This window comes from Pseudoalteromonas sp. KG3 (assembly GCF_030436385.1).
Lineage (GTDB): Bacteria > Pseudomonadota > Gammaproteobacteria > Enterobacterales > Alteromonadaceae > Pseudoalteromonas > Pseudoalteromonas prydzensis.
The window spans coordinates 395078-415855 of the sequence record NZ_CP098524.1 but is presented as its reverse complement, the minus strand read 5'-3'; the positions used below and the strand labels follow the sequence as shown (position 1 = coordinate 415855).

Sequence of the window (20778 nt, the reverse complement as noted above, 5' to 3'; positions counted from 1 at the left end):
AGTCAAAATACAATAAATAATCGCTGCCATCACAGCTTAAATTAACGTAAAATATTCAGCTATTGTGAGCATAGCGCACCAGCGACTGCTAAGACACCTAACAGAGATTAAATATGATACGTTTAACAGAAATAAAGCTACCTCTTGCTCATGACGAACACGCCATTGAACACGCCATTATCACTAAGCTCGGTATTGATAAGAGCCAACTCCATAGCTTTAATGTCTTTAAACGTGGTTACGACGCCCGTAAAAAAACCGCTATTTTACTTATTTATACCCTCGACATTGAGGTTGATAATGAAGCGCAATTATTAATTCAGTTTGCTAAAGACCAACATGTTAAACCCGCGCCAGATACTAGCTATAAATTCGTAGGCGAAGCTCCTGCAACAATACAAGAGCGTCCGGTGGTGATTGGTTTTGGTCCTTGTGGCCTTTTTGCAGGTTTAATTTTAGCGCAAATGGGTTTTAAGCCAATCATTCTAGAGCGCGGCAAAGAAGTGCGTGAACGCACCAAAGACACCTTTGGCTTTTGGCGTAAACGTACACTTAATACCGAGTCAAATGTACAGTTTGGTGAGGGCGGCGCAGGAACCTTCTCTGACGGTAAACTTTATAGCCAAGTTAAAGATCCAAAGCATTACGGTCGTAAAGTGATCACTGAATTTGTTGCCGCAGGGGCACCAGAAGAAATTATGTATGTCAGCAAGCCACACATTGGTACTTTTAAGCTTGTTACTATGATTGAAAAAATGCGTGCAAGTATTGAAGCTCTCGGTGGTGAAATCCGTTTTAGCACCCGCGTTGATGATATTTTACTTGATGATGGCCAAGTCACTGGCTTAAAACTATCTACGGGTGAACAACTTAATACCCGTCATGTGGTGCTTGCGGTAGGCCACAGTGCCCGTGATACCTTTAAAATGGTGTACGACAAAGGCATTTACGTTGAAGCCAAGCCGTTCTCAGTGGGCTTTAGAATCGAACATAAACAATCAATGATCGATGAATGCCGCTTTGGCCCTAATGCCGGCAACCCCATTTTAGGCGCCGCGGATTACAAACTTGTGCATCATTGTGATAATGGTCGTACTGTTTACAGCTTTTGTATGTGCCCAGGCGGTACTGTGGTTGCAGCAACTTCTGAAAAAGGCCGTGTCGTTACCAATGGTATGAGCCAATATTCACGTAACGAACGCAATGCCAACAGCGCCATTGTGGTAGGAATTTCACCTGAAGAAGACTATCCGGGTCACCCACTTGCAGGCATTGATCTGCAACGTAAATTAGAGGAGCAAGCCTATGCGCTCGGCGGCAGTAACTATGATGCCCCAGCACAGCTTATTGGCGACTTCTTAAAGGGTAAAGATTCCAGTGATTTAGGTGATGTAAAGCCTTCATATACACCGGGTATTAAACTGACTGATCTGGCTAACGTGTTACCAAAGTATGCAATTGATGCCATTCGTGAAGCAATTCCAGCCTTTAACAAACAAATTCGTGGTTTTTCATCGAACGATGGCTTATTAACTGGCGTTGAAACCCGTACTTCATCACCAATTTGTATTAAACGCGATAAAAGCATGCAAAGTGTCAATACTCAAGGCTTATATCCTGCTGGTGAGGGCGCCGGTTATGCTGGAGGTATTTTATCGGCTGGTATTGATGGCATAAAAGCCGCTGAAGCACTGGCGCTATCTATGCTTGAGAAACACAGCTAAAAAAGCTTAGATATAAAAAAGCCTGAATTACTCAGGCTTTTTTATACTTTAAAATAACTAAGTGTTATTTCTTAAGCTTTAATTTTTCACCCTTAAGTGACTTACGCACACCAGAAATACGAGCACGATTCTTAGCTCGCGCTTCACCGGTTGCTTGACCAGATGGTTTATTTGAATGGCTGCGACGTAGATGCGACGGTTTTTTACCAATTTTATCAATCAATACTTCACGATTGCTTACTTCATAACCCGGCAAATATTCACGCTGAATTTTTTGACCGATCAAAGTTTCAATTTCAAACAACATGTTTTCTTCTTCGCGGCTAACAAATGAAATTGCTTGACCTTGTTTACCGGCACGCCCCGTACGACCTATACGGTGTACGTAATCTTCAGCAAGCCATGGTAAGTCAATATTAATTACACGTGGTAAGTCATCAATATCAATCCCGCGAGCGGCAACTTCTGTAGCCACTAATACGCGAACTTTACCCGCTTTAAAATCACTTAAAGCGCGACGGCGGTTGCCTTGGCTTTTATCACCATGACATACAGCAGCTGGGATACCATCAAGGTTTAATTCTTTAACTAGTTCATCAGCCGTTTCTTTCATGTTGACAAATACCAGCACTTGCTGCCAGTTTTTCTTACCAATAAGCTCAGACAACAACTCTTGTTTACGACGCTCTTCCACAGGATATACCACATGGTGAACGGTTGCAGCAGTGCTATTTGTTTGATCAACACGAACAATTTCAGCTTGCTTGAGTACTTTACTAGCAAACTGTTTAATTGCCGCTGGGAATGTTGCAGAGAACAACAAAATTTGGCGATCTTCAGCACAGCCATTGATCACGGTTTGCATATCAGTGATAAAGCCCATATCTAGCATACGGTCAGCTTCATCAAGTACTAAGTGCTGTACATTGGCAAGACTCAAATTACCTAAACGAATATGATCAAGTAAACGCCCTGGCGTTGCGACAACAATGTCTACGCCGGCTTTTAGACCATTTGCCTGACCAGCAGTATTTACACCACCAAATAAGCTCACAACTTTAAGCTTGGTATATTTAGCAAAATCAGTAAAATTATTGGCAATTTGCTCTGCAAGCTCACGTGTTGGTGCAAGCACTAAGGCACGAGGCGCATTGGTTTTTGTGTATTCAACTTCAGATAATTTTTGAATAATAGGTAACGCAAATGCAGCTGTCTTACCGGTGCCTGTTTGGGCACTGGCTAAAACATCTTTGCCTTTACGCACAGCTGGAATAGCACTGCGTTGAATGGGCGTAAGGGTGTGATAGTTAAGTTCATCTAACGCCTGAAGAAGTTCAGGGGCAAAACTAAAAGATTTAAAATTCATGCTGTATAACCTACGGCCACATTATCAAGGGTCGCAAATTATACAGCAATTTAAGAAAAGCCGTTAGTTATAACTTAACTAAAGTGCCTTTTAATGCCACACCAGCCATCAAAGCACCAGCTCCACATTCATATTCTGTGCTGCTAACAAACTCACGCTTTTTATAATACGATTGAATATTCACTACCGCATTCATGCCTTCTTTGACTGCACGCTCTTGTAAGGCTTTAAGCGCACTGAGCATTACCCATTCACAAGCTTCACGGTCACTTTTATTAAATGCGTTAGTTTTTTTATTAGTGATCACTTCACCATATTTACTACTTTCTTTCGTATGTACTTGATCAGCAAAATAAAGCGGGATATCTAATAACGCCTCTTTTGCTTTACTCGTTTCTAAAAGTGATTGGATCGGGTATTTACCAATATCATCACGCGCTTCAACCGCAGTGATAGTGAGAAGTGATGAAGCTAAGAGTAAGCTAGTAATTAATTTCATTTTATTTTCCTTGTTGTGTATAGAACTTCCAAGCAACTCCAAAACCAAACGAGATATTACTATCTTGTTTCACTAAGGGACTACGTTGCTGTTTACTTTGTGCTAAGTGGTGATATTTTATAAACCCACCGAGCCAATATTTTTTACTATCAAAATTAAGTCCGATTGATAGATCAGCACCAGAATAGCCTGATTGCGTATTAAACTGTGAACGTTCATTGCGACTATCAAGTGCTGAAATGCCATAGTAATAATCTAAATACCGATGATCAGCAAAATTTGCATTAGCTCTTACACTGGTTGTTACTTCATAACCCGAACTAACTATAAGAGGGCTTTCAAAATAAATACTTGGACCATATCGCCAACCCGCATTAGTCACGGAGCTAAAATCAGTCGCCATCGCTTTACGAGTAAATAAACCGATAGAGAACTGTTTTGCTGTTTTTGGAGCGCCAATAAAATAGTAATTTAATGACGGGCCAAGTTCAAATACCCAATCTAAATCATCCATCCCTTCTCGTGCTTGATTCTCTTCACTGTCTACGGCTAAACTGACACCTGCTGATATATCTAAGTGTAAACTTTCGTTATGCCATAGGTAACCCGTAAAGCTATTACGGTCAACATCTAGATCATCACTTTGATAACGAATATAAGGCACTGGCATTATATATTGCTCACTCTGATCAGACCCTAAGTAATGCGGAATATCAGCAATAAAGACACCACCCCCAATTTCGAGTTTAGATGCAGCAGAACTCATCGAGCTAAATAAGCACAGCAATAAAACCAACCAAGGCATGTTATTCACCTTTGAAGCGTTTAAATATCAATGAAGTATTAATACCACCAAACGCAAAATTATTGCTCATCACATAATCAGTATGAATTTCTCGCCCGTGTTGGGTAATATAATCTAAAGGCGCACATTCGTTATCAACCTCGGTCAAATTAATAGTTGGTGCAAACCAATTGTCTGCCATCATATGAATACTAGCCCACGCTTCAATTGCGCCACAAGCACCGAGTGTATGACCTAAGTAACTTTTTAATGAACTAATTGGTTTAGCGCCTAGCGCATTAAACGTTGCATGAGATTCAGCAATATCACCTCTATCCGTAGATGTACCATGTGCATTCACATAACCAATTTTATCGGCAGCTAAATCAGCATCTTGCAGTGCCATTTCGATTGCCACTTGCATTGTTTCAGAAGTGGGCTGCGTAACATGTTGGCCGTCTGAATTACAGCCAAAACCAACAATTTCAGCTAAGATAATTGCTCCACGAGCTTTAGCGTGTTCGTATTCTTCTAAAATCAATGTTGACGCCCCTTCACCAATTACCAAACCATCCCGGTTTTTATCAAACGGACGAGGTGTTTGCTTTGGCGTATCATTTTGCGTACTGGTGGCATATAAGGTATCAAAAACAGCGGCTTCAGTAACACACAACTCTTCAGCACCGCCAGCAACCATTAATTTTTGGCGACCAAATTTAATTGCTTCATAGGCATAACCAATACCTTGTGAACCAGATGTACACGCAGAGCTTGTGGTTATCACTCGGCCTTTTATCCCAAAAAATACGCCAACATTAACCGGAGCAGTATGCGCCATCATTTGGATATAACTTGTTGCTGTCACCCCGTTCATTGAACCTGTGTCCATCATTCTACCAAACGATACGAGTGGTTCTGTTGAGCCGATTGAAGAGCCATAAGAAACCCCAGTTGAACCATCCGTTAGTGCTGGGTGTTCGAGCAGTTGTGCTTGCTCGAGCGCACGTTCAGTAGCAACCGTTGACATCAGTGAGACACGTCCCATTGAACGGACTTTTTTACGAGAATAATGTGCAGGGCGATTAAAATCTAATACTGGTGCGCCTAAATTGGTATTTAAACCATCAATATAACGCCAATTCTCCATGCGTTGCACTGCATTTTCACCTTTGATCAACGCAGCTTTAAAATCATCCCAGTTATCACCTAACGCGGTGATCGACGCCATGCCTGTTACTACTACCCGTTTCATTACGCCATACCGCCATTTACTTGAAGAACTTGACGTGTGATGTAACTTGCTCCGTCAGACATCAAAAAAGACACCGCTGCCGCGACTTCTTCTGGGTTACCCATGCGATTCGCTGGGATCATTTTAGTCATTTCTGCAACAGGTAAATCATCAGTCATTCCCGTATCAATCAGACCTGGAGCTACACAGTTTACTGTAATTTTTCGTTTTGCAAGTTCAACAGCCAAAGCTTTAGCAGCACCAATAACTCCTGCTTTTGAAGCGCTGTAATTCACTTGACCGCGATTGCCCGCCACACCAGATACCGATGACATAGCAACAATACGACCACCTTGGCGGGTACGTACCATTGGCATCACTAATGGGTGCAGTACATTATAAAAGCCATCAAGGTTGGTATGAATAACACTATCCCACTCATCATCTGTCATCGCAGGGAACGCGGTATCAGCCGTAATGCCAGCATTACATACAACACCATAAAAAGCGCCGTTTGTTGCTACGTATTCATCCAGCACGGCTTTGGCTGCAGCTCTGTCAGCTACATCAAATTGTAAAATATCGACAGCCACACCCAGTGCAGAAATTTGCGCTTTAACTTGCTCAGCAGCTGCCAAGCCAGATCGACAATGTAAACTTATATCAAAGCCATCTTTAGCCAGTTGTAAAGCCACTGCTTTACCTATACCTTTACTTGAACCTGTGACTAATATACGTCTTGACATTATAGTTGCTCCGCTAAAAATTGTTCTGGGTTTTCTGGTTGAAATACATTGATTTTGGCATCAACTAACACGCGCTCACCTTCTTTAATTACACATTCAAATGCGCTTAATCCATTCGCTTCACTGTAGAGTTTTACAACTTCAATGGTTAAAGTGCTATGTAAATTAAATCCAGTGCAATGCATTTGGTATTTACGACTACTAACTAAAAAACCAATTGCTACTTCTGAGCCATTATCAAGTTGATTTGCATTAGCATATGCCGCAATCGTTTGTGCCATATATTCAATTCCTACATGGCTTGGGACAGACTGAGTATCGACATTATAAAAATTACTTTGTGAAGTGATCATGACCGAGCAAATGCCCGTGTCTTCATCATATTTATCTAAACTGTCGATCAAAATCATTGGCGCGGTATGCGGTAATACATTTTCAATTGGGTGCATTGTCATTACTTATAATCCGATTAATACACTAACGTTGTTGCCACCAAACGCAAACGAGTTTGACAAACAAGTGGTTATTTGGGTTTTTTGTCGTGCCCCAATAGGCACTAAATTGATTGCAGGTAAACTCTCATCCACTTGAGCATCCCAAACATGAGGGGCATAGTCGTAACCACCGAGTAACAACCAGCATAGACCAACCTCCGTCGCCCCAGCAGCACCCAAAGTGTGGCCAATCATACCTTTTGTTGAGCTACATGGAGTGTTAAGCCCAAATACATTAGCATGGGCAATGGCTTCCATTTCATCATTTTTAGGCGTTGCCGTACCATGTAAATTTACATAATCAACATCACAGGCTTGATAACCAGCAACAGCAAGCGCATTACGCATAGCTACCGCGGCACCTTCACCTTGAGGATGAGGCGCAGACATATGGTGAGCATCGCTTGATTCACCAACAGCTAACAATTTAACTTTGCCATGCTTTTGCACAATGCATAATGCGGCAGCTTCCCCCAAATTGATGCCATCACGATTGCGGCTAGATGGGTTACACACCCCAGCAGACGTTGATGCCAGAGCTGCAAAGCCGTTTACAGTCATTCCACATAAACTATCCACACCACCGACAATAGCTGCATCGGCTAAACCTGCACTTATTATTTCTTGCGCAGTAGCAAATGCTTTAGCACTGGATGAACAGGCTGTTGAGAGTGTTAAAGCCACGCCTTGTAAACCTAGTTCAGTGCGAATAAATTGCGCTAAATTATCCATTTCTTGCTGCTGATAATGATACTCAACAGGGAAAGTTCCTTGCAGCTGATATGTCTGTATTGCTTGCTCGCCTTGCGCAATACCAGAGGTACTGGTGCCAACTATCACAGCGATACGCTTGGCACCGTATTGCTGTGTAAGTGCCTCAACGGGGTCATGCAGTTGTTCAAGTGCCAACGCAGCTAACTGGTTATTACGAGTCTGAAATTCAGTCGCATGCTTTGTTAATGTTGGTAAGTCGCCTTGTACTGCACCAACATATACCGACCCTTCATTGAACAAAGTATCATTAAGCACAATACCCGCTTGGCTGCCAGCTAGTAAGTTACGTTTGATACTTTGATTATCACGCCCTAAAGCGTTGACCATAGCGTAATGGCTAATAAATAGCGGTTGTTGCATATTAATATTCTTCTAATCGTTCTATTTTTAAGCGGTAATTTTGCTCTAACTCATTAAGCTGAATCAGCACGCCATTATACGTGATTTCACGAGTCAATGTCTCATTACGATAAAATCGTCGTGTTAATTGACCTGCAATGTTGCGTTCAATAACACGGTTATTATCACGCATATGTTGTTCAAGCAAAGCAATTGGCCAAAAGGCACTTTGCATATCGTAGATGATTTTTCTACCGTCAAGCTCTACACCTAAACTATTTGTACTCGTTAATTTCTGTGTTTGAGTATCAAACTGTAACTGTGTTAATGGCACACCTTCAAAACTTACAGCAGCAATCTGGATTAGGGGACGCGCAAACTCCGTCGATACTAGCATCGATTGCTCAACGAGCCCCGAAAATTGAAATCGCTCTAGCCACCCACCACCATTTAATGAATCAGGTACTGGCATCAAATCAAACAAAGGCAGCTCACGTTCCGGCTTACTCGTTAAATGACAAGCCGCTAGACTAAATAACAACGCTAGATATAAAGCAATTTTAATAGCACGAGGAATAAACAACATCTTATATAGTACTAGCTGTTTCAGGTTCACAAATTTGCTCTAAAATACGTAGACCACGCCCTGTACTTTTCACAAACGGATTATTTTTATCCCATGCATAACCGGCTAAAATTGAACAGATCATCGCTTTTACATCCGGTTGCCCATCAGCAAAGAAAATTACCGATTGTAATGAAGTGTCGTACCATGCATTTACAAAATACTTAAAGACTGAAATCCCCTCACGTAGTGGCACTTCATATTCGTTTTGCCAGTCAATATTTTCACCATTGAGCTCTTTAACTACAAGTTCGCACGCTTGCACAGCAGAGCGAAGTGCAATGGTAACACCGGAGGAGAATACCGGATCTAAAAACTCACCGGCATTACCTAATAATGCAAAACGATCACCATATAACTGTTTTACATTGGAAGAATAACCACCAATGGTACGCACTTGCGCGATGATTTCAGCATCAGCTAACAAAGTAGACAAGTTATCATCTTCGCTGATGAACTTTAACAAAGTTTGCTCAAGTGATTGATCAGCTTGTTCAATTTGTCTTGTTTCTCCAACCACACCAACACTTACTGTACTATCACCAAATGGGATCAGCCAATACCACACATCAGCCATTGTAGGATGTACTGTAATTAAAATTTTATTACGGTCAAATTTAGGACAATTAATATTGTCTTTAAAATGTGTAAAAATAGCTTTGCGTTGTGCTAATTCACTTGGCTCTTCAAGACTAAGTAGCCGAGGCAGTACTCGTCCAAAGCCACTGGCGTCTAAGGTAAAACGGGCAGTAATTTTACTATGTTGCTGAGTTTTTAAATCAGTGACTTCAATACACGTCCCTTGCCCATTAGTAGTGAAATTTGTAACCTGTTGAGCAAAGCGAATTTCCGCACCTTGTTTGATAGCTTCATCCGCTAGTAGATTATCAAACTGAGCACGTTTAACTTGATACGTCGTGCCAGGGCCTGGGGTAAATTTTTCCTCAAAATTAAAGTTGGTATGATGACCACTACGAAAAAATGCTGCACCATTTTTAAACTGAAAACCAAGTTCATCTGCATTATCTAGCAGTGTATCAAGCATGTTGGCTTGACGCAGATAATCCATAGATTGCGGTAATAAACTCTCGCCAATAGAAAACCGAGGGAACTCATCTCGCTCAACTAAACAGACACGTAAACCATGTTGCATAAGTAAACACGCGGCAACTGTCCCTGACGGGCCAGCACCAATGATAGTTACATCAAAATCAGTAGATACCATTAAATATTCCTTTTTGATACGAGAGCAAGGCGCGGAGCAAGCATAAACACTACTACCACACCAATAAATACAGTAAAACCAAACTGACGAACAGCAGGCGTAGAACTAACAATTAAAATTGCAAATACCAACAATGAGCTCAACGCTGATATGAACGTAGTAAGGGTAATCTTTTTACAACTCCCATGCTCAGCATAGAATACACAATAGTCTAAACCCAGGGCGAGAATGAGTATTCCTGCCACGTAATTAAAAATGGTTAATCCATCAAGAAACCATGCACTCAGGAGCAATGCAATGAGCATAGCAAGCACTGGACGACTCACAGCGATGAAGGCGTCAAATAATCCATAACGCAGCCAAAACACCATCATAGCGGACGCCAAAGCAAAAGCGTAAATAACGATTAAATGGCCTCTAAACTCCCCAATTTGCTGACTAACATCTGCTACTTTATCTACAAATACAACACCTTCGTAATCTTTAAGAGTACTTTTAAGCAGAGTAGCATCTTTAATTCCCTGCAGTTTAATAATGCTGTAATAGCGATTATTGATCTCAAACCACTGGCCATTGAACAAAGGAGCAATTGGGCTTTTTTGCCACGTTGCTATATCCAGCTGAGTCTGTGGCTTATTTTGTTGCCACTGTGGGTGTCCAAGCACCCCATTTAGTTGCGAAAATAATCCGTCCTTTTGTGCCTGAGCAACTAATTGCTGAGATTTTTTTTGTGCGGCTATTGACGGCAACCATTGGCTAATACTGGCATAATCAGTAATAACTTGACGTTGTTGCAACTCGTCCAGTACTGTTAAAAACTGTTCACTACGTTGTAATGTTTGTTGTGCCGAATCCCCTGCAACTAAAATATAAGGACTATCCCAGTGAACATTAAGTATCTTGGTAATTTGTTGTTGCTGTGCGATTAAATCAGCAGAGCTTTGATAAAAACTACGCGGATCGTCATTATTTTTTACACCAACTAAAACAGCCAGTAACACTATTACTGCCACAACTTGCCACGCAATATGCGTACGCTTATCAAGTAGAGTTTGTTGGACACGATTCAACTTGCTAATAATATTTGGAATTGGCGCTGTGTGTTTTGAAAGTACAGCCGAAAGGCTCGGATAGACGAGTAATACGGTTAATAAAGCACCTAGCAAGCCGGCGATCGTAAACACGGCAATTTGTTGAAATAATCCCAATGGTGTAAACACTAAAATTAAGTAGCCTGCCGTTGTAGTAATAAAACCAAGTAATAATGAACTGCGAATGGCTAATAATGGGTTGTGCTGATTGAGCTTACTAAAACGTAGCTCACTCAAAGCATGAAAGCTGTAATCTGCTGCAATACCAATTAATGTCACTGCAAAAACTAAGGTTAGAATATTCACCTCAGTAAAAAATAATCGCAATGCAATGTAGCCGTATAACATACTAATTGCGATCACAAACAGCGTACACAATACACTCAGTATACTTCTATAAATTAATAAAATAAGCAATAAAGTGGCAACAAGAGAGATCCCACCAAAAATTGCCATTTCTGCTTGTGCGCTGTTACTAGCACTGGCTGTAAAAAACGCAGCACCAGTTACTAAATATTCAATACCAGTAACATGTTTAGTATTAAGATGTTTAAGCTCATTCACTTTAGTAGCAATGTTGCTGGCAACATTTAAGTCAAGCCCTGTACCTGCACTCACAAAATTAACTAATACATAGTAAATATCCTCACCATGCTGATTTTGTTGTTGCGCAGTTAAATAGCCATGCTCATGTTTAAGTGCGCTGGTCGGCAGACTTTGTTGATTGAAAAAATCAGCTAAACTTAAACTTGGATCACTTTCAAGTGTTGCTGCCACCCAAGGCGAGCCAATGTCACTAAGTAGACTAAATTGATAATTGAAGATAGTTGGTGCATCGTTACTTTGTAGCACTGTGCGATAAGCGCTACTGACAAATGCATGTTGATACAACAAATAATGATCGACCACATTGTTTAGTTTTGGTAACGCAGGAAAATTAACAGTGACATCAATACCATTGATTTGAGAAAGTATTGCTGCAGCCTGCTCAGCATGTTTTATAGCAATATCACGCTGTGGATGGCCCACCAGCAAAACATGTTGGCGTAATTGACTCTGCTCAACTTGTTCACTAACTAAACGGACATCATCAGATTGCTCAACCGTAAATATTTTGTTGATATCTGCAACCACTGTAAATGACTTAAACTGCAATAAAAAGATCAGTAGCACTAATAGCAAAAAAAGCTGAATGAGCCACAGCAATAATTTATTACGTGTACTGCGTGATTTAATCGTTAAGCTTAACGGCATCCATGTCACCTTGGTTAAGCTCCTTGCTTGTGATCTGCATCGTAATTTCTGTTTGATTATTCTGCTGATCGGTTATCACTATATTGCGCTGGCTGTCATCACTTGCACATAATTTTACTTTGGTAAATAAATTAGCGATTTCTGGGAGTACTGGGATCAACTGATAACACTGAGGATCTAATAATGAAATCTGCCAGTCGCTGTTATCAATATTCCCACTGAGCAGTTTAGCCAACAGTTGATTGAATTGTTTCTCTTGCGTTACTATTTGATATTGCTGCTGACTTTGTAAACGACTATAAATACCAGTCGGTAATAATAACATTTCACTGCTGACAGGTGTTAAGGTATGCCAGTATACATGTTGACCGTAAATCACAAACTCACCTTGTGATTTTATCGCTCGCTTTAAAAAAGTGAACTGTTTAGCTTGGCTAAATTGCCCTTTAGCTTGGACAACTTTAAAGCGACTAAAGTCATGTGCGCTTGCTTGGCTACTTAATAGCAGGGTCAGCACAAGTAAAACAATCATCATTTTATGCCACATAAACGGCCACTTTATCGGTAAATACCACGGGTGATTCAAATTGTAGCTCTTGGTTTTCTAAATCAAGAGCAACTTGTATTGTATATGCTTTAGTAAGCACTTTATGTGTATCCAAACATTCAATTCGATAATCAATTTTGAGCCGTGTTTCATACTCAACCAAGTTGGCATAAATACGAATACGCGAACCAAATTTAGCCGATGCCACATACTTCAAACGCATATCAACAATCGGCCACATATAGCCTGACTCTTCCATCACATTGTAATTGTAACCAATTTTATCAAGTAGCGCACAACGAGCCTCTTCTATGTATTTTACATAGTTACCATGCCAGACAATACGCATTGGATCAATATCATAAAACGGCACTGTCATGTCTACAAAGGCACATACAATTGCGTTGGATTTTTTCATTATATACCTTTACTTCTGGTACAGGGTCCAACGTTGAGTTTGAATATACTCAATCGTTTGACGCAGTAACTTATCAGTTGGGCGATCTTCTTCTAACAATTCAAAAAAGCTGGCAACATCATCAACCATAGCAGTGATCTCTGGGTTAAGTGCTGCGGCATCGATTTCATTATTTAAAATACGAATACGCACACCTTGTACCGCAGCCAATAAAGTAGCAGCGAGTACTTGCTCTGTTAATTGTAAAATACGCAAACAATCACGCGCTGCGATTGTACCCATACTAACTTTATCTTGGTTATGACATTCAGTTGAACGAGAAAAAACACTCGCCGGCATCGTCAATTTAAGCGCTTCAGCCGTCCATGCTGAGCAACCAATTTGAATCGCTTTAAAACCATGATTAATAAAACGACGTTCACTTGATGCCGCACTTAAATTAGAGGGTAAACCGTGATTCATTTTTACATCAACTAAGGTCGCAATTTGACGATCAGCAAGATCAGCTAAATTTGCCACACAATTTTTCATTGAATCCATTGCCATCGCAATATGACCGCCATAAAAATGCCCCCCATGGAGCACGTGCTCACCAATACCATCGATAATAGGATTATCATTAGCACTGTTAAGTTCATTTTCAATCATACTACGCAGCCATGGTAGGCTGTCTTCAAGCACACCAATCACATGCGGCGCACAACGGATTGAATAACGATCTTGTAAGCGATGTGAATTTCGTGGGTGTTCAACATGGTTTAAATCATGTTGAATACGGCTGGCAACATTCTGCTGGCCTGGATGCGGTTTAACACTGAATAAAATATCATCAAAATGATTACTGTTTCCTTTCAGCGCTATACTTGATAATGCTGTAATTCGAGTCATCAAACGACTGGCGTATTCAGCCCTATCATAAGCTTGACAAGCAAGCGCCGTCATCACTGCTGTGCCATTCATAATGGCAAGCCCTTCTTTTGGGCGTAGCGTAATAGGTTGTAAACCTTCCGCTTTAAATGCCTCTAACGAGTTAATAACGTGGCCTTTATAATAGGTATCGCGCTCACCTATTAAGCTACCAGCCACATACGAAAGTGGCGTTAAATCGCCACTTGCGCCTACTGAGCCTTCTTGGGGGATCACCGGGATGATATCGCGGTTGATCATCTCAACCAATAACTTTAATAAATCCCAACTTACGCCTGAATAACCTTGCGATAGCGACGCTAAACGAGCCGCTAAAATCAACTTGCCTTGCTCTGGGGTAAAAAAGTCCCCAAGTCCACAACCATGAAAACGCGTTAAATGCATAGGCAACTCATGCACTAACGACAGTGGGATCTCAACAGTACAAGAATCGCCATAGCCCGTAGTTACGCCATAAATATGACCTTCTTCAGCAAGCAATTTGTCTAAAAACATCACTGCGCTATCAATTTTTTCAGCGAAATGACTATCACCCGATAATGCAACTGCACGGTCGTCTTTAACAACACTAATAATGTCTTCGATAGTTAAACGGCCTGCGCCAAATAATAGGTGGTTTAAATTATTATTTTCCATTTACTGCTTTCTCCAGATATTTAGCTAGGCTTTGAATCTTTGTCTGTGGCTTTTTGCCAAAAGTTAAAAAAATTGTACCATTGATAAGGCGCTTTCTTACAATGAAACTCAAGCCTTTGGGCAAACTTAGTTGCCATGGCTTGAAAGTGCACTTGGCGCTCTTTACGCTTTACTTTGATTGGATCGGCAAATTTCTCAATATAGGTTCTATAACGCCCTTGTTCGTTAATACAGAACATTAAAAACACTGGGCATTCCATTATATTAGCAAGCGCGAACGGGCCGACAGCAAATGGTGCATCTTCACCTAAAAATGGAGCTTGGTGAACGCTAGTTGGGTTATTCACTGACGTACGATCAGCAAAAATAACAACTGCTTCACCATCGTCTATTTTTTGCTTTAGCTTGATTGTATCATCAGGGCCAAAGTTATTAATATGGATAAAATTAATTGCCGCGTCTTGGTTAACTTTCTTCAAAAAATTATTGAATGACGGGGTATGCTCATTATAAGTAATAACATTAAGTGGGCGTTTATTATCACCCATACTAAAAATGGCCCTGCATATTTCCATATTACCTAAATGCGCACTAAAAATTACCGCCCCTTTAGCTTGTACTAATTCTTGGTAACCTTCGGGGGTCGCAATTTCAATATCTTTAATATTTACTTTACCTAGCCACGCATCAAACTTATCTAATATCGCCATACCGAATGAAAAATATAGCTTAAAACCTTGTTTAAAACGTGCCCAACCGGTGCGTTTTGGTTCACCCATACTGGTATTTAAGTTATCAAAATAATGCCAAATAGCGTGGCGGGATAAACTTCCTGTAACGTAGAAGTAAAACATCACCGGTGTTAAAACAATTTTAAATAACCACTTACCAAAGATCTTGTAAATAAACACCAGCACTTCGATACCAAACATCGAGCCACGTTCTTTGAGTTGTGACCAATGAAATGCTTTTACTGTTTCATTATTGCCTGTTTTTTCTTCTGGCACGTTGTATCCTTATTTAAATTTAGCAGCAATTAAGCGCGGCAAACGGCACAACATACCAAACACTAAGCGTGCATGCATTTTTGAAATTAATACGTTATCTTCCCACACATTAAAATGTGATACGCCATTTTCAGGATAATGTACTTTTGTTTTAATAAACTCAACAGGCGTACCTTGCCAAAAGAGTTTAACCATCACCTCTATATCAAAATCCATTTTATAGCCTAACTTTGTGCGCTTAATAAGTTGACTGTACGCGGCTAAAGGATAAACACGAAAACCGCACATGGTATCTTTTAATGCAAAAGATACAGTTTCGATATAAACCCAAAAATGAGTAATAAAACGCCCGTAATAACGCCCTTTTGAAATAGACTCATCATATATAGGTCGCCCGCTAACAAGCGCAGTTGGCGCAAATTTAGAGCGGTCAATAAGTTGCTGCACATCGTTGAGATCATGCTGTCCATCAGCATCAACTTGAATTGCATGGCTCCATCCTGCGCGATGGGCATACTCTAATCCAGTTTGCACCGCTGCACCTTTACCACCGTTTTGATCACGGCGCACCAAAGTTACTAGAGCAAATTGAGTATCAATTTCGGCAAGCACATCTTGAGTTTGTTCGTTACTACCGTCATCAACTAACAATATTGGCAACTCAAATGCCACTAAAGCAGCTATCGTGTCGAGGATCACTAAATGGTGATTATAATTAGGGATCACAAACCCATATTGACTCGTCATGAGCGATTACTCTTATTCATCAGTAAGAACCACTTTGCCCGATGCATGTTGACCATGCTCTGAGCTATAACTAAAGCTATATTTCGTGTCTTTAATTTTTTTTAATAATAAATTAACTTGGTAATTCGGTTGCACAATAATTTGAAACTTTAAAGCATCTACCGACACTACTTTTTGGCAATCAACATTTAAGTATTGTGTTAAATAATGCATCACCCAATCAAGCTGTGCGACTCCAGGTAAAATTGCAGCTTGAGGAAAGTGGCCTTGAAAATAATATAAGTTTTCAGGAATAGTTAAACGCAATAGCACCTGTTCAGGGCTTTGTTCAAGTACATCACAGGTTGGTTTATATACGAAATTAGTCAAACATCTTCTCCAATTGCGCTTTTTCAAGCTTGCCCTGACGGTTATATGGTAAGGCTGGTAAATAACGAAATTTGCGAGGTATCACTAGTGGCTCAAAAAAGGCTTTTAAATGGCTCTTCAGTGTCTGCGAAAATTTAAACTTACCCAGCTCAGTTACAGCTATTTCACCAGCAGGAGTTAACACCAGTACTGCCGCAATCTCATTGCGTTTATGTTGTTGCTGACTTTCAAGCAGTAATACGTAGCATTCGTCAACCCAAGAATGTTCAATTATCCGTTGGCTAATTTCATCTAATGAGCAGCGTTTTTCTTCAATTTTAACAATACGGTCAGCACGACCTAATAAGGTAAATTGACCACTTTCAAGTAATTGTGCTCTATCGTCAGTGCGATACCAATTAGCCTCAACGACATACGGTGACGAAATAATCAAATGTTGTGTATCATCGAGCTTAATTTTAATAGGCTTAAAAGCTTGCCACGAGCTGCTGTGACTTTGTTGACGCCATGCGATACCACCCGTTTCAGTACTGCCAAGCACCTCTATAGGTGACATTGCTAACTGTTCAGTCAATAACTTCGCCGCAATAGCTTGTAAAGGTCCACCCGATGAAAAGCAACCACGGAATTTATTTTTAACCGGCGCTAATACGTTATCCTGCACTAAACGATGATAATAAGCAGGACTGCTGATCAACGTGAAACCAGCCTTTCCTGCTTGTGCTGTACTGTTGTCTATAAAGTGTAATAAATGTTCTGGGTATTCAAAGCTTTGCAAGCAAACATCGTACCCTGAATATAATGGCCATAATAATTTAAACAACAGCCCATAAATATGCTGGTGCGACACAGTCGCTACAAACAGAGAACTGTTTAAGTTGGCACCAAATTGTGCTTCTAGCACCTGTATCTCTTGTACTAGTTGCTTAAAGGTTTTATCTATTGCTTTAGGTGCGCCAGTTGAGCCTGAAGTAAAAAAGCGAATAATGCTGTGTTCATCAATATCAAGTGCTTGTAAGCTGTTACATGTTAAATCATGTGAAAACAAAACCTTAGTAGGTAATAAATCGGTATCGCCAGTAAACTCATCTGCGTACTCAAGACATTGTGCAAGCTGTTCAGGCTGGCCATTCTGCGGTAGAATTACTGATTTTTTGGCTACTAATAAAGCAAAAAATAACACACTGAATCGATAGCTATCAGCATCAAAGAGTAACCAGGTTTGCGCCGGTTGCTCTGCAAATAACTCAGCATGGGCAATAACTTGCTGCTGCCATATTACAAAACTCTGTTGCTCACAGTAAAAAAAATTATTATTGATCGGCCATTTCATTAGATTTATTTTTTGCCTTTTGCCATTTTCTTATTATCAGTTCAATTGCCATCAACAACCCCATCAATAAATACGAGATAAAGCCGTTATAGGTTAACCATACTTTGGGATCAGGATGAAACACTGTTGCAGTGGCAATTAATCCATTGATCACAAAAAATACACACCACACTTTTGTTACTGTGCGCGTATAACGTTTGCCTTGTTCATCAAGCGTTTCAAACTTGCTGGCTATCACTTCGACAAAACTTGGCGGGTTATACAATGAATATGCAAACACGGCTAAAAAGCAGCTATTGATCACAACAGGATAAAATTTGAGTGCCAGCTCAGAGTTAGCAAGGGTTGCAAACGCTAATAAACACATACCAGTAACGGTAATTATTTTCATGTGCGTGAAATGAGCTTTACTGTCTTTTATCAGCCAGTAGCGAGCTAAAAGCACAACAATAAAGAGTGCTGCGACTAACGCCGGCTCACTAAATTGCAAGCCAAAATACACTGCTAGCGGATATAAAAAAAGCAGTCCAGCTAGCAAAGCTTTTTTCATTAAGCGTCTGCTGTCATTAGCTTTTCAACAGCATCAATAACATCTTGAACTGTGCGTACTTGTTTAAAATCATTGGGTTCAATCTTTTTACCCGTTTGTTCACGCAATTTAACCACAAGATCAACGGCATCGATACTGTCTAAATCAAGGTCTTCATAGAGATTTGCGGTACGGGTAATGTCATCTGCATCAATTTCAAAATCCTGTTCTAGGATTTCGCTTAGCATTGCAAAAATTTTATCACCGTTATTCATGTTTTCATTACTCATAGTTACTTCCAAACAATGCAGTTTTACTGCTGTATATTATGCCCGCGTAGAGGCAATAAAATCACACAAGGTTTTCACCGAGTAAAAATGTTTTTTACTGTCGTCAGTATTACCGTCAATTTTTACATCGTAGGCTTTCTTAATCGCCACACCCAGCTCTAATGCATCAATTGAATCAAGTCCTAAACCATCTACAAATAATGCTTCTTCGTCATTGATATCTGATGCTTCAATATCTTCAAGATCTAGAGTTTCAATAATCAATTGTTTTACTTCAGTGCTTAAATCACTCATGTTTTAATTTTTCCTCGTTAAAATAAGCTTGTAAGTCGCGCGTTAATTCTCTTACTGTATTTGTTAGTTGCTCACTTTGTAAATAAGGAGCAATTAAATAAGGGGGTAAAACACGCATTTTAAAGGTAAAGCGACGATCAGTCACCTGATACCACTTTTGACCCTTGGTTAGTGTAACTGGGGTAACATCGATTAGCACTGGGAGCATATTGACTGCGGTGCGAAGGGCGATATTAGCTGCACCTCGTTTAAACTGCCAAGGTTTACCGGGTACACTTCGTGTACCTTCGGGAAAAACGATAAGGTTGTTACCACGGGCAAAACTTTGCTGGCATTGTTTTAAGAAATGATCGGGATCGGCATCGTTGTTAATGTAACCTGTCGCTTTGACCACTCCTTTTAGAAATGGATTTTTCCATAAGTCAGCTTTAACAACACAATCAGCGTTACGTACAATTGAGATCAGAACCACCACATCAATCAATGAAGGATGATTAGCTATGATCAACTGGCCTTTCGCCTGTTTTATTGTATTAAGTTTATCTATATCTAAACGTAGTATGCCTACTAAACGCATGTAACCTACGAAAAACTTAAACGAAAAATGCACTGCCGTTCGTGCGGCTTGGTTTCGTTGATTTATATCGCGATACACTAAACGCTGAATCGAAAAGACCAAAATAGATAAAACTAAACCGCCGCCACTAAACAAAGCAAAGGCACTACCGGTGGCAATTACGCGATATACTTTTACCAATTGTGATTTCATAACCGGCTTAACTGCCATTGATAGTATTTCGACTCTACGGTGAGTGTATTCTGGTTCGTAAAATAAAACTTTAAAAAATCAAGGGCCTGTAGCTGTGAATTCTCGGTAACCTTTTGTTGATCATGGCTCGTACACGTCAGAGTGAAACTGTTGTCAGTGTTATTTGCAGGCTCAATTAACAACCCTATAGCAGCATTATCTGGCTGTTGTTGCACATAATCTTGATATATAGCGGGCACTGCTTGGTCACTGTAAACATATAATATTCGTTGATAACCATGATGATGCAACTTAGCAACTGCATCGACTAATCCCATAAAAAAACTATCTTCCCCTGCCGAAACCGCACTCAGTGGTGCTTTGTTGCCCGTAAAAATACTAAATAAACCGCCAACAGCGTTATGTACAGATAAACCAAAGTGGGTAGGAGAAAGAGCATCTTTACTTGCCACATCACTGATCAATTTACTGGTTTTATGTAAATCACCATGACGTGAAGAAAATACACTTGCGATACCATGTTGATATTCACCGCTGACTTCAAGAGCACAGTGCAATGTTATTTTAGCAAAGCCACTAAGGCGTCTGCGCTGCATTGCCGGTATCATTTTCAGTTCAGGAAGTGTTAACGTTTGCGCATCTAAACTAGCAGAGTTTGCAAATGCCTGCCAATCTGAATCGCAGGTTTTACCATCGCCCCAGGCTATGCATTTTTTTATAGCAAAATTCAACGTAACAATCCTTATTACAAAGGTGGAAG

Annotated in this window: 23 protein-coding genes; 1 reads left to right on the top strand and 22 read right to left on the bottom strand. The window is 40.3% G+C overall.

Annotation, left to right across the window (positions count from 1 at the left end):
- Nucleotides 1-113 precede the first annotated feature (113 nt).
- Nucleotides 114-1724 carry an NAD(P)/FAD-dependent oxidoreductase gene (locus NDQ71_RS20370; protein ID WP_192541456.1) on the top strand — a complete coding sequence of 537 codons (1611 nt, stop codon included), beginning with the start codon at nucleotides 114-116 and terminating at the stop codon, nucleotides 1722-1724.
- Between the two features lie 64 nt (nucleotides 1725-1788).
- Here NDQ71_RS20370 and NDQ71_RS20365 read toward each other — a convergent pair whose 3' ends face one another.
- The 22 genes from NDQ71_RS20365 to NDQ71_RS20260 form a co-directional block, all read right to left on the bottom strand.
- Nucleotides 1789-3090, bottom strand: coding sequence for a DEAD/DEAH box helicase (locus NDQ71_RS20365; RefSeq protein WP_064665032.1), 1302 nt, complete (start codon nucleotides 3088-3090; stop codon nucleotides 1789-1791).
- 67 nt (nucleotides 3091-3157) lie between these two features.
- A complete protein-coding gene (locus NDQ71_RS20360) occupies nucleotides 3158-3589 on the bottom strand; it encodes an excinuclease ABC subunit A (protein WP_192541457.1) in 432 nt (143 codons plus the stop codon).
- Between the two features lies 1 nt (nucleotide 3590).
- On the bottom strand, nucleotides 3591-4394 hold the full coding sequence (locus tag NDQ71_RS20355; RefSeq protein ID WP_192541458.1) for a MipA/OmpV family protein: 804 nt from the start codon (nucleotides 4392-4394) through the stop codon (nucleotides 3591-3593).
- Between the two features lies 1 nt (nucleotide 4395).
- Nucleotides 4396-5625, bottom strand: a complete 1230-nt coding sequence (locus NDQ71_RS20350) for a beta-ketoacyl-ACP synthase (RefSeq protein WP_192541459.1) — start codon at nucleotides 5623-5625, stop codon at nucleotides 4396-4398.
- On the bottom strand, nucleotides 5625-6350 hold the full coding sequence (fabG, locus tag NDQ71_RS20345; protein WP_192541460.1) for a 3-oxoacyl-ACP reductase FabG: 726 nt from the start codon (nucleotides 6348-6350) through the stop codon (nucleotides 5625-5627). Before fabG ends, NDQ71_RS20350 begins: the two co-directional genes overlap by 1 nt.
- On the bottom strand, nucleotides 6350-6805 hold the full coding sequence (locus NDQ71_RS20340; protein WP_192541461.1) for a 3-hydroxylacyl-ACP dehydratase: 456 nt from the start codon (nucleotides 6803-6805) through the stop codon (nucleotides 6350-6352). The genes fabG and NDQ71_RS20340 overlap by 1 nt, the downstream gene beginning before the upstream one ends.
- A gap of 3 nt (nucleotides 6806-6808) precedes the next feature.
- Entirely contained in the window at nucleotides 6809-7978 is a 1170-nt protein-coding gene (locus tag NDQ71_RS20335; protein WP_192541462.1) for a beta-ketoacyl-[acyl-carrier-protein] synthase family protein, read from the bottom strand.
- A 1-nt stretch (nucleotide 7979) separates the two neighbouring features.
- Entirely contained in the window at nucleotides 7980-8543 is a 564-nt protein-coding gene (locus NDQ71_RS20330; RefSeq protein WP_192541463.1) for a DUF3261 domain-containing protein, read from the bottom strand.
- A 1-nt stretch (nucleotide 8544) separates the two neighbouring features.
- Nucleotides 8545-9807: an NAD(P)/FAD-dependent oxidoreductase gene (locus NDQ71_RS20325; RefSeq protein ID WP_192541464.1), complete on the bottom strand. Its 1263-nt coding sequence runs from the start codon at nucleotides 9805-9807 to the stop codon at nucleotides 8545-8547.
- Complete coding sequence (locus NDQ71_RS20320) at nucleotides 9807-12152, bottom strand: MMPL family transporter (protein ID WP_301563032.1); 2346 nt, start codon at nucleotides 12150-12152, stop codon at nucleotides 9807-9809. The genes NDQ71_RS20325 and NDQ71_RS20320 overlap by 1 nt, the downstream gene beginning before the upstream one ends.
- A complete protein-coding gene (locus NDQ71_RS20315) occupies nucleotides 12130-12699 on the bottom strand; it encodes an outer membrane lipoprotein carrier protein LolA (protein ID WP_192541466.1) in 570 nt (189 codons plus the stop codon). The genes NDQ71_RS20320 and NDQ71_RS20315 overlap by 23 nt, the downstream gene beginning before the upstream one ends.
- Nucleotides 12689-13117, bottom strand: a complete 429-nt coding sequence (locus NDQ71_RS20310) for a thioesterase family protein (protein ID WP_192541467.1) — start codon at nucleotides 13115-13117, stop codon at nucleotides 12689-12691. The genes NDQ71_RS20315 and NDQ71_RS20310 overlap by 11 nt, the downstream gene beginning before the upstream one ends.
- Before the next feature lie 9 nt (nucleotides 13118-13126).
- Complete coding sequence (gene hutH, locus NDQ71_RS20305) at nucleotides 13127-14680, bottom strand: histidine ammonia-lyase (protein ID WP_301563031.1); 1554 nt, start codon at nucleotides 14678-14680, stop codon at nucleotides 13127-13129.
- A gap of 20 nt (nucleotides 14681-14700) precedes the next feature.
- Nucleotides 14701-15687, bottom strand: a complete 987-nt coding sequence (locus tag NDQ71_RS20300; protein ID WP_192541469.1) for a family 2 glycosyl transferase — start codon at nucleotides 15685-15687, stop codon at nucleotides 14701-14703.
- Between the two features lie 9 nt (nucleotides 15688-15696).
- Nucleotides 15697-16434 carry a glycosyltransferase family 2 protein gene (locus NDQ71_RS20295; protein ID WP_192541470.1) on the bottom strand — a complete coding sequence of 246 codons (738 nt, stop codon included), beginning with the start codon at nucleotides 16432-16434 and terminating at the stop codon, nucleotides 15697-15699.
- 12 nt (nucleotides 16435-16446) lie between these two features.
- Nucleotides 16447-16803, bottom strand: coding sequence for an acyl-CoA synthetase (locus tag NDQ71_RS20290; protein ID WP_192541471.1), 357 nt, complete (start codon nucleotides 16801-16803; stop codon nucleotides 16447-16449).
- On the bottom strand, nucleotides 16796-18136 hold the full coding sequence (locus tag NDQ71_RS20285) for an AMP-binding protein (RefSeq protein ID WP_301563030.1): 1341 nt from the start codon (nucleotides 18134-18136) through the stop codon (nucleotides 16796-16798). The genes NDQ71_RS20290 and NDQ71_RS20285 overlap by 8 nt, the downstream gene beginning before the upstream one ends.
- Nucleotides 18117-18686 carry a hypothetical protein gene (locus NDQ71_RS20280; protein WP_192541473.1) on the bottom strand — a complete coding sequence of 190 codons (570 nt, stop codon included), beginning with the start codon at nucleotides 18684-18686 and terminating at the stop codon, nucleotides 18117-18119. The genes NDQ71_RS20285 and NDQ71_RS20280 overlap by 20 nt, the downstream gene beginning before the upstream one ends.
- Nucleotides 18686-18940: an acyl carrier protein gene (locus tag NDQ71_RS20275; RefSeq protein ID WP_192541503.1), complete on the bottom strand. Its 255-nt coding sequence runs from the start codon at nucleotides 18938-18940 to the stop codon at nucleotides 18686-18688. The genes NDQ71_RS20280 and NDQ71_RS20275 overlap by 1 nt, the downstream gene beginning before the upstream one ends.
- Before the next feature lie 51 nt (nucleotides 18941-18991).
- Nucleotides 18992-19249, bottom strand: coding sequence for a phosphopantetheine-binding protein (locus NDQ71_RS20270; RefSeq protein ID WP_192541474.1), 258 nt, complete (start codon nucleotides 19247-19249; stop codon nucleotides 18992-18994).
- Nucleotides 19242-20018 carry a 1-acyl-sn-glycerol-3-phosphate acyltransferase gene (locus NDQ71_RS20265; RefSeq protein WP_225736564.1) on the bottom strand — a complete coding sequence of 259 codons (777 nt, stop codon included), beginning with the start codon at nucleotides 20016-20018 and terminating at the stop codon, nucleotides 19242-19244. The genes NDQ71_RS20270 and NDQ71_RS20265 overlap by 8 nt, the downstream gene beginning before the upstream one ends.
- Nucleotides 20015-20749: a beta-ketoacyl synthase chain length factor gene (locus NDQ71_RS20260; RefSeq protein WP_192541476.1), complete on the bottom strand. Its 735-nt coding sequence runs from the start codon at nucleotides 20747-20749 to the stop codon at nucleotides 20015-20017. Before NDQ71_RS20260 ends, NDQ71_RS20265 begins: the two co-directional genes overlap by 4 nt.
- Between the last annotated feature and the right edge of the window lie 29 nt (nucleotides 20750-20778).

Excerpts from the sequence above, each read along its gene's own strand:
- NDQ71_RS20320 (WP_301563032.1), bottom strand. The coding sequence starts at position 12,152 with ATGCCGTTAAGCTTAACGATTAAATCACGCAGTACACGTAATAAATTA.
- NDQ71_RS20295 (WP_192541470.1), bottom strand. The coding sequence starts at position 16,434 with ATGACGAGTCAATATGGGTTTGTGATCCCTAATTATAATCACCATTTA.
- NDQ71_RS20270 (WP_192541474.1), bottom strand. The coding sequence starts at position 19,249 with ATGAGTGATTTAAGCACTGAAGTAAAACAATTGATTATTGAAACTCTA.
- NDQ71_RS20370 (WP_192541456.1), top strand. The coding sequence starts at position 114 with ATGATACGTTTAACAGAAATAAAGCTACCTCTTGCTCATGACGAACAC.
- NDQ71_RS20275 (WP_192541503.1), bottom strand. The coding sequence starts at position 18,940 with ATGAATAACGGTGATAAAATTTTTGCAATGCTAAGCGAAATCCTAGAA.
- NDQ71_RS20360 (WP_192541457.1), bottom strand. The coding sequence starts at position 3,589 with ATGAAATTAATTACTAGCTTACTCTTAGCTTCATCACTTCTCACTATC.
- NDQ71_RS20350 (WP_192541459.1), bottom strand. The coding sequence starts at position 5,625 with ATGAAACGGGTAGTAGTAACAGGCATGGCGTCGATCACCGCGTTAGGT.
- NDQ71_RS20265 (WP_225736564.1), bottom strand. The coding sequence starts at position 20,018 with ATGAAATCACAATTGGTAAAAGTATATCGCGTAATTGCCACCGGTAGT.
- fabG (WP_192541460.1), bottom strand. The coding sequence starts at position 6,350 with ATGTCAAGACGTATATTAGTCACAGGTTCAAGTAAAGGTATAGGTAAA.
- NDQ71_RS20285 (WP_301563030.1), bottom strand. The coding sequence starts at position 18,136 with ATGAAATGGCCGATCAATAATAATTTTTTTTACTGTGAGCAACAGAGT.
- NDQ71_RS20315 (WP_192541466.1), bottom strand. The coding sequence starts at position 12,699 with ATGTGGCATAAAATGATGATTGTTTTACTTGTGCTGACCCTGCTATTA.
- NDQ71_RS20355 (WP_192541458.1), bottom strand. The coding sequence starts at position 4,394 with ATGCCTTGGTTGGTTTTATTGCTGTGCTTATTTAGCTCGATGAGTTCT.
- NDQ71_RS20330 (WP_192541463.1), bottom strand. The coding sequence starts at position 8,543 with ATGTTGTTTATTCCTCGTGCTATTAAAATTGCTTTATATCTAGCGTTG.
- NDQ71_RS20325 (WP_192541464.1), bottom strand. The coding sequence starts at position 9,807 with ATGGTATCTACTGATTTTGATGTAACTATCATTGGTGCTGGCCCGTCA.
- NDQ71_RS20335 (WP_192541462.1), bottom strand. The coding sequence starts at position 7,978 with ATGCAACAACCGCTATTTATTAGCCATTACGCTATGGTCAACGCTTTA.
- NDQ71_RS20310 (WP_192541467.1), bottom strand. The coding sequence starts at position 13,117 with ATGAAAAAATCCAACGCAATTGTATGTGCCTTTGTAGACATGACAGTG.
- NDQ71_RS20280 (WP_192541473.1), bottom strand. The coding sequence starts at position 18,686 with ATGAAAAAAGCTTTGCTAGCTGGACTGCTTTTTTTATATCCGCTAGCA.
- hutH (WP_301563031.1), bottom strand. The coding sequence starts at position 14,680 with ATGGAAAATAATAATTTAAACCACCTATTATTTGGCGCAGGCCGTTTA.
- NDQ71_RS20340 (WP_192541461.1), bottom strand. The coding sequence starts at position 6,805 with ATGACAATGCACCCAATTGAAAATGTATTACCGCATACCGCGCCAATG.
- NDQ71_RS20365 (WP_064665032.1), bottom strand. The coding sequence starts at position 3,090 with ATGAATTTTAAATCTTTTAGTTTTGCCCCTGAACTTCTTCAGGCGTTA.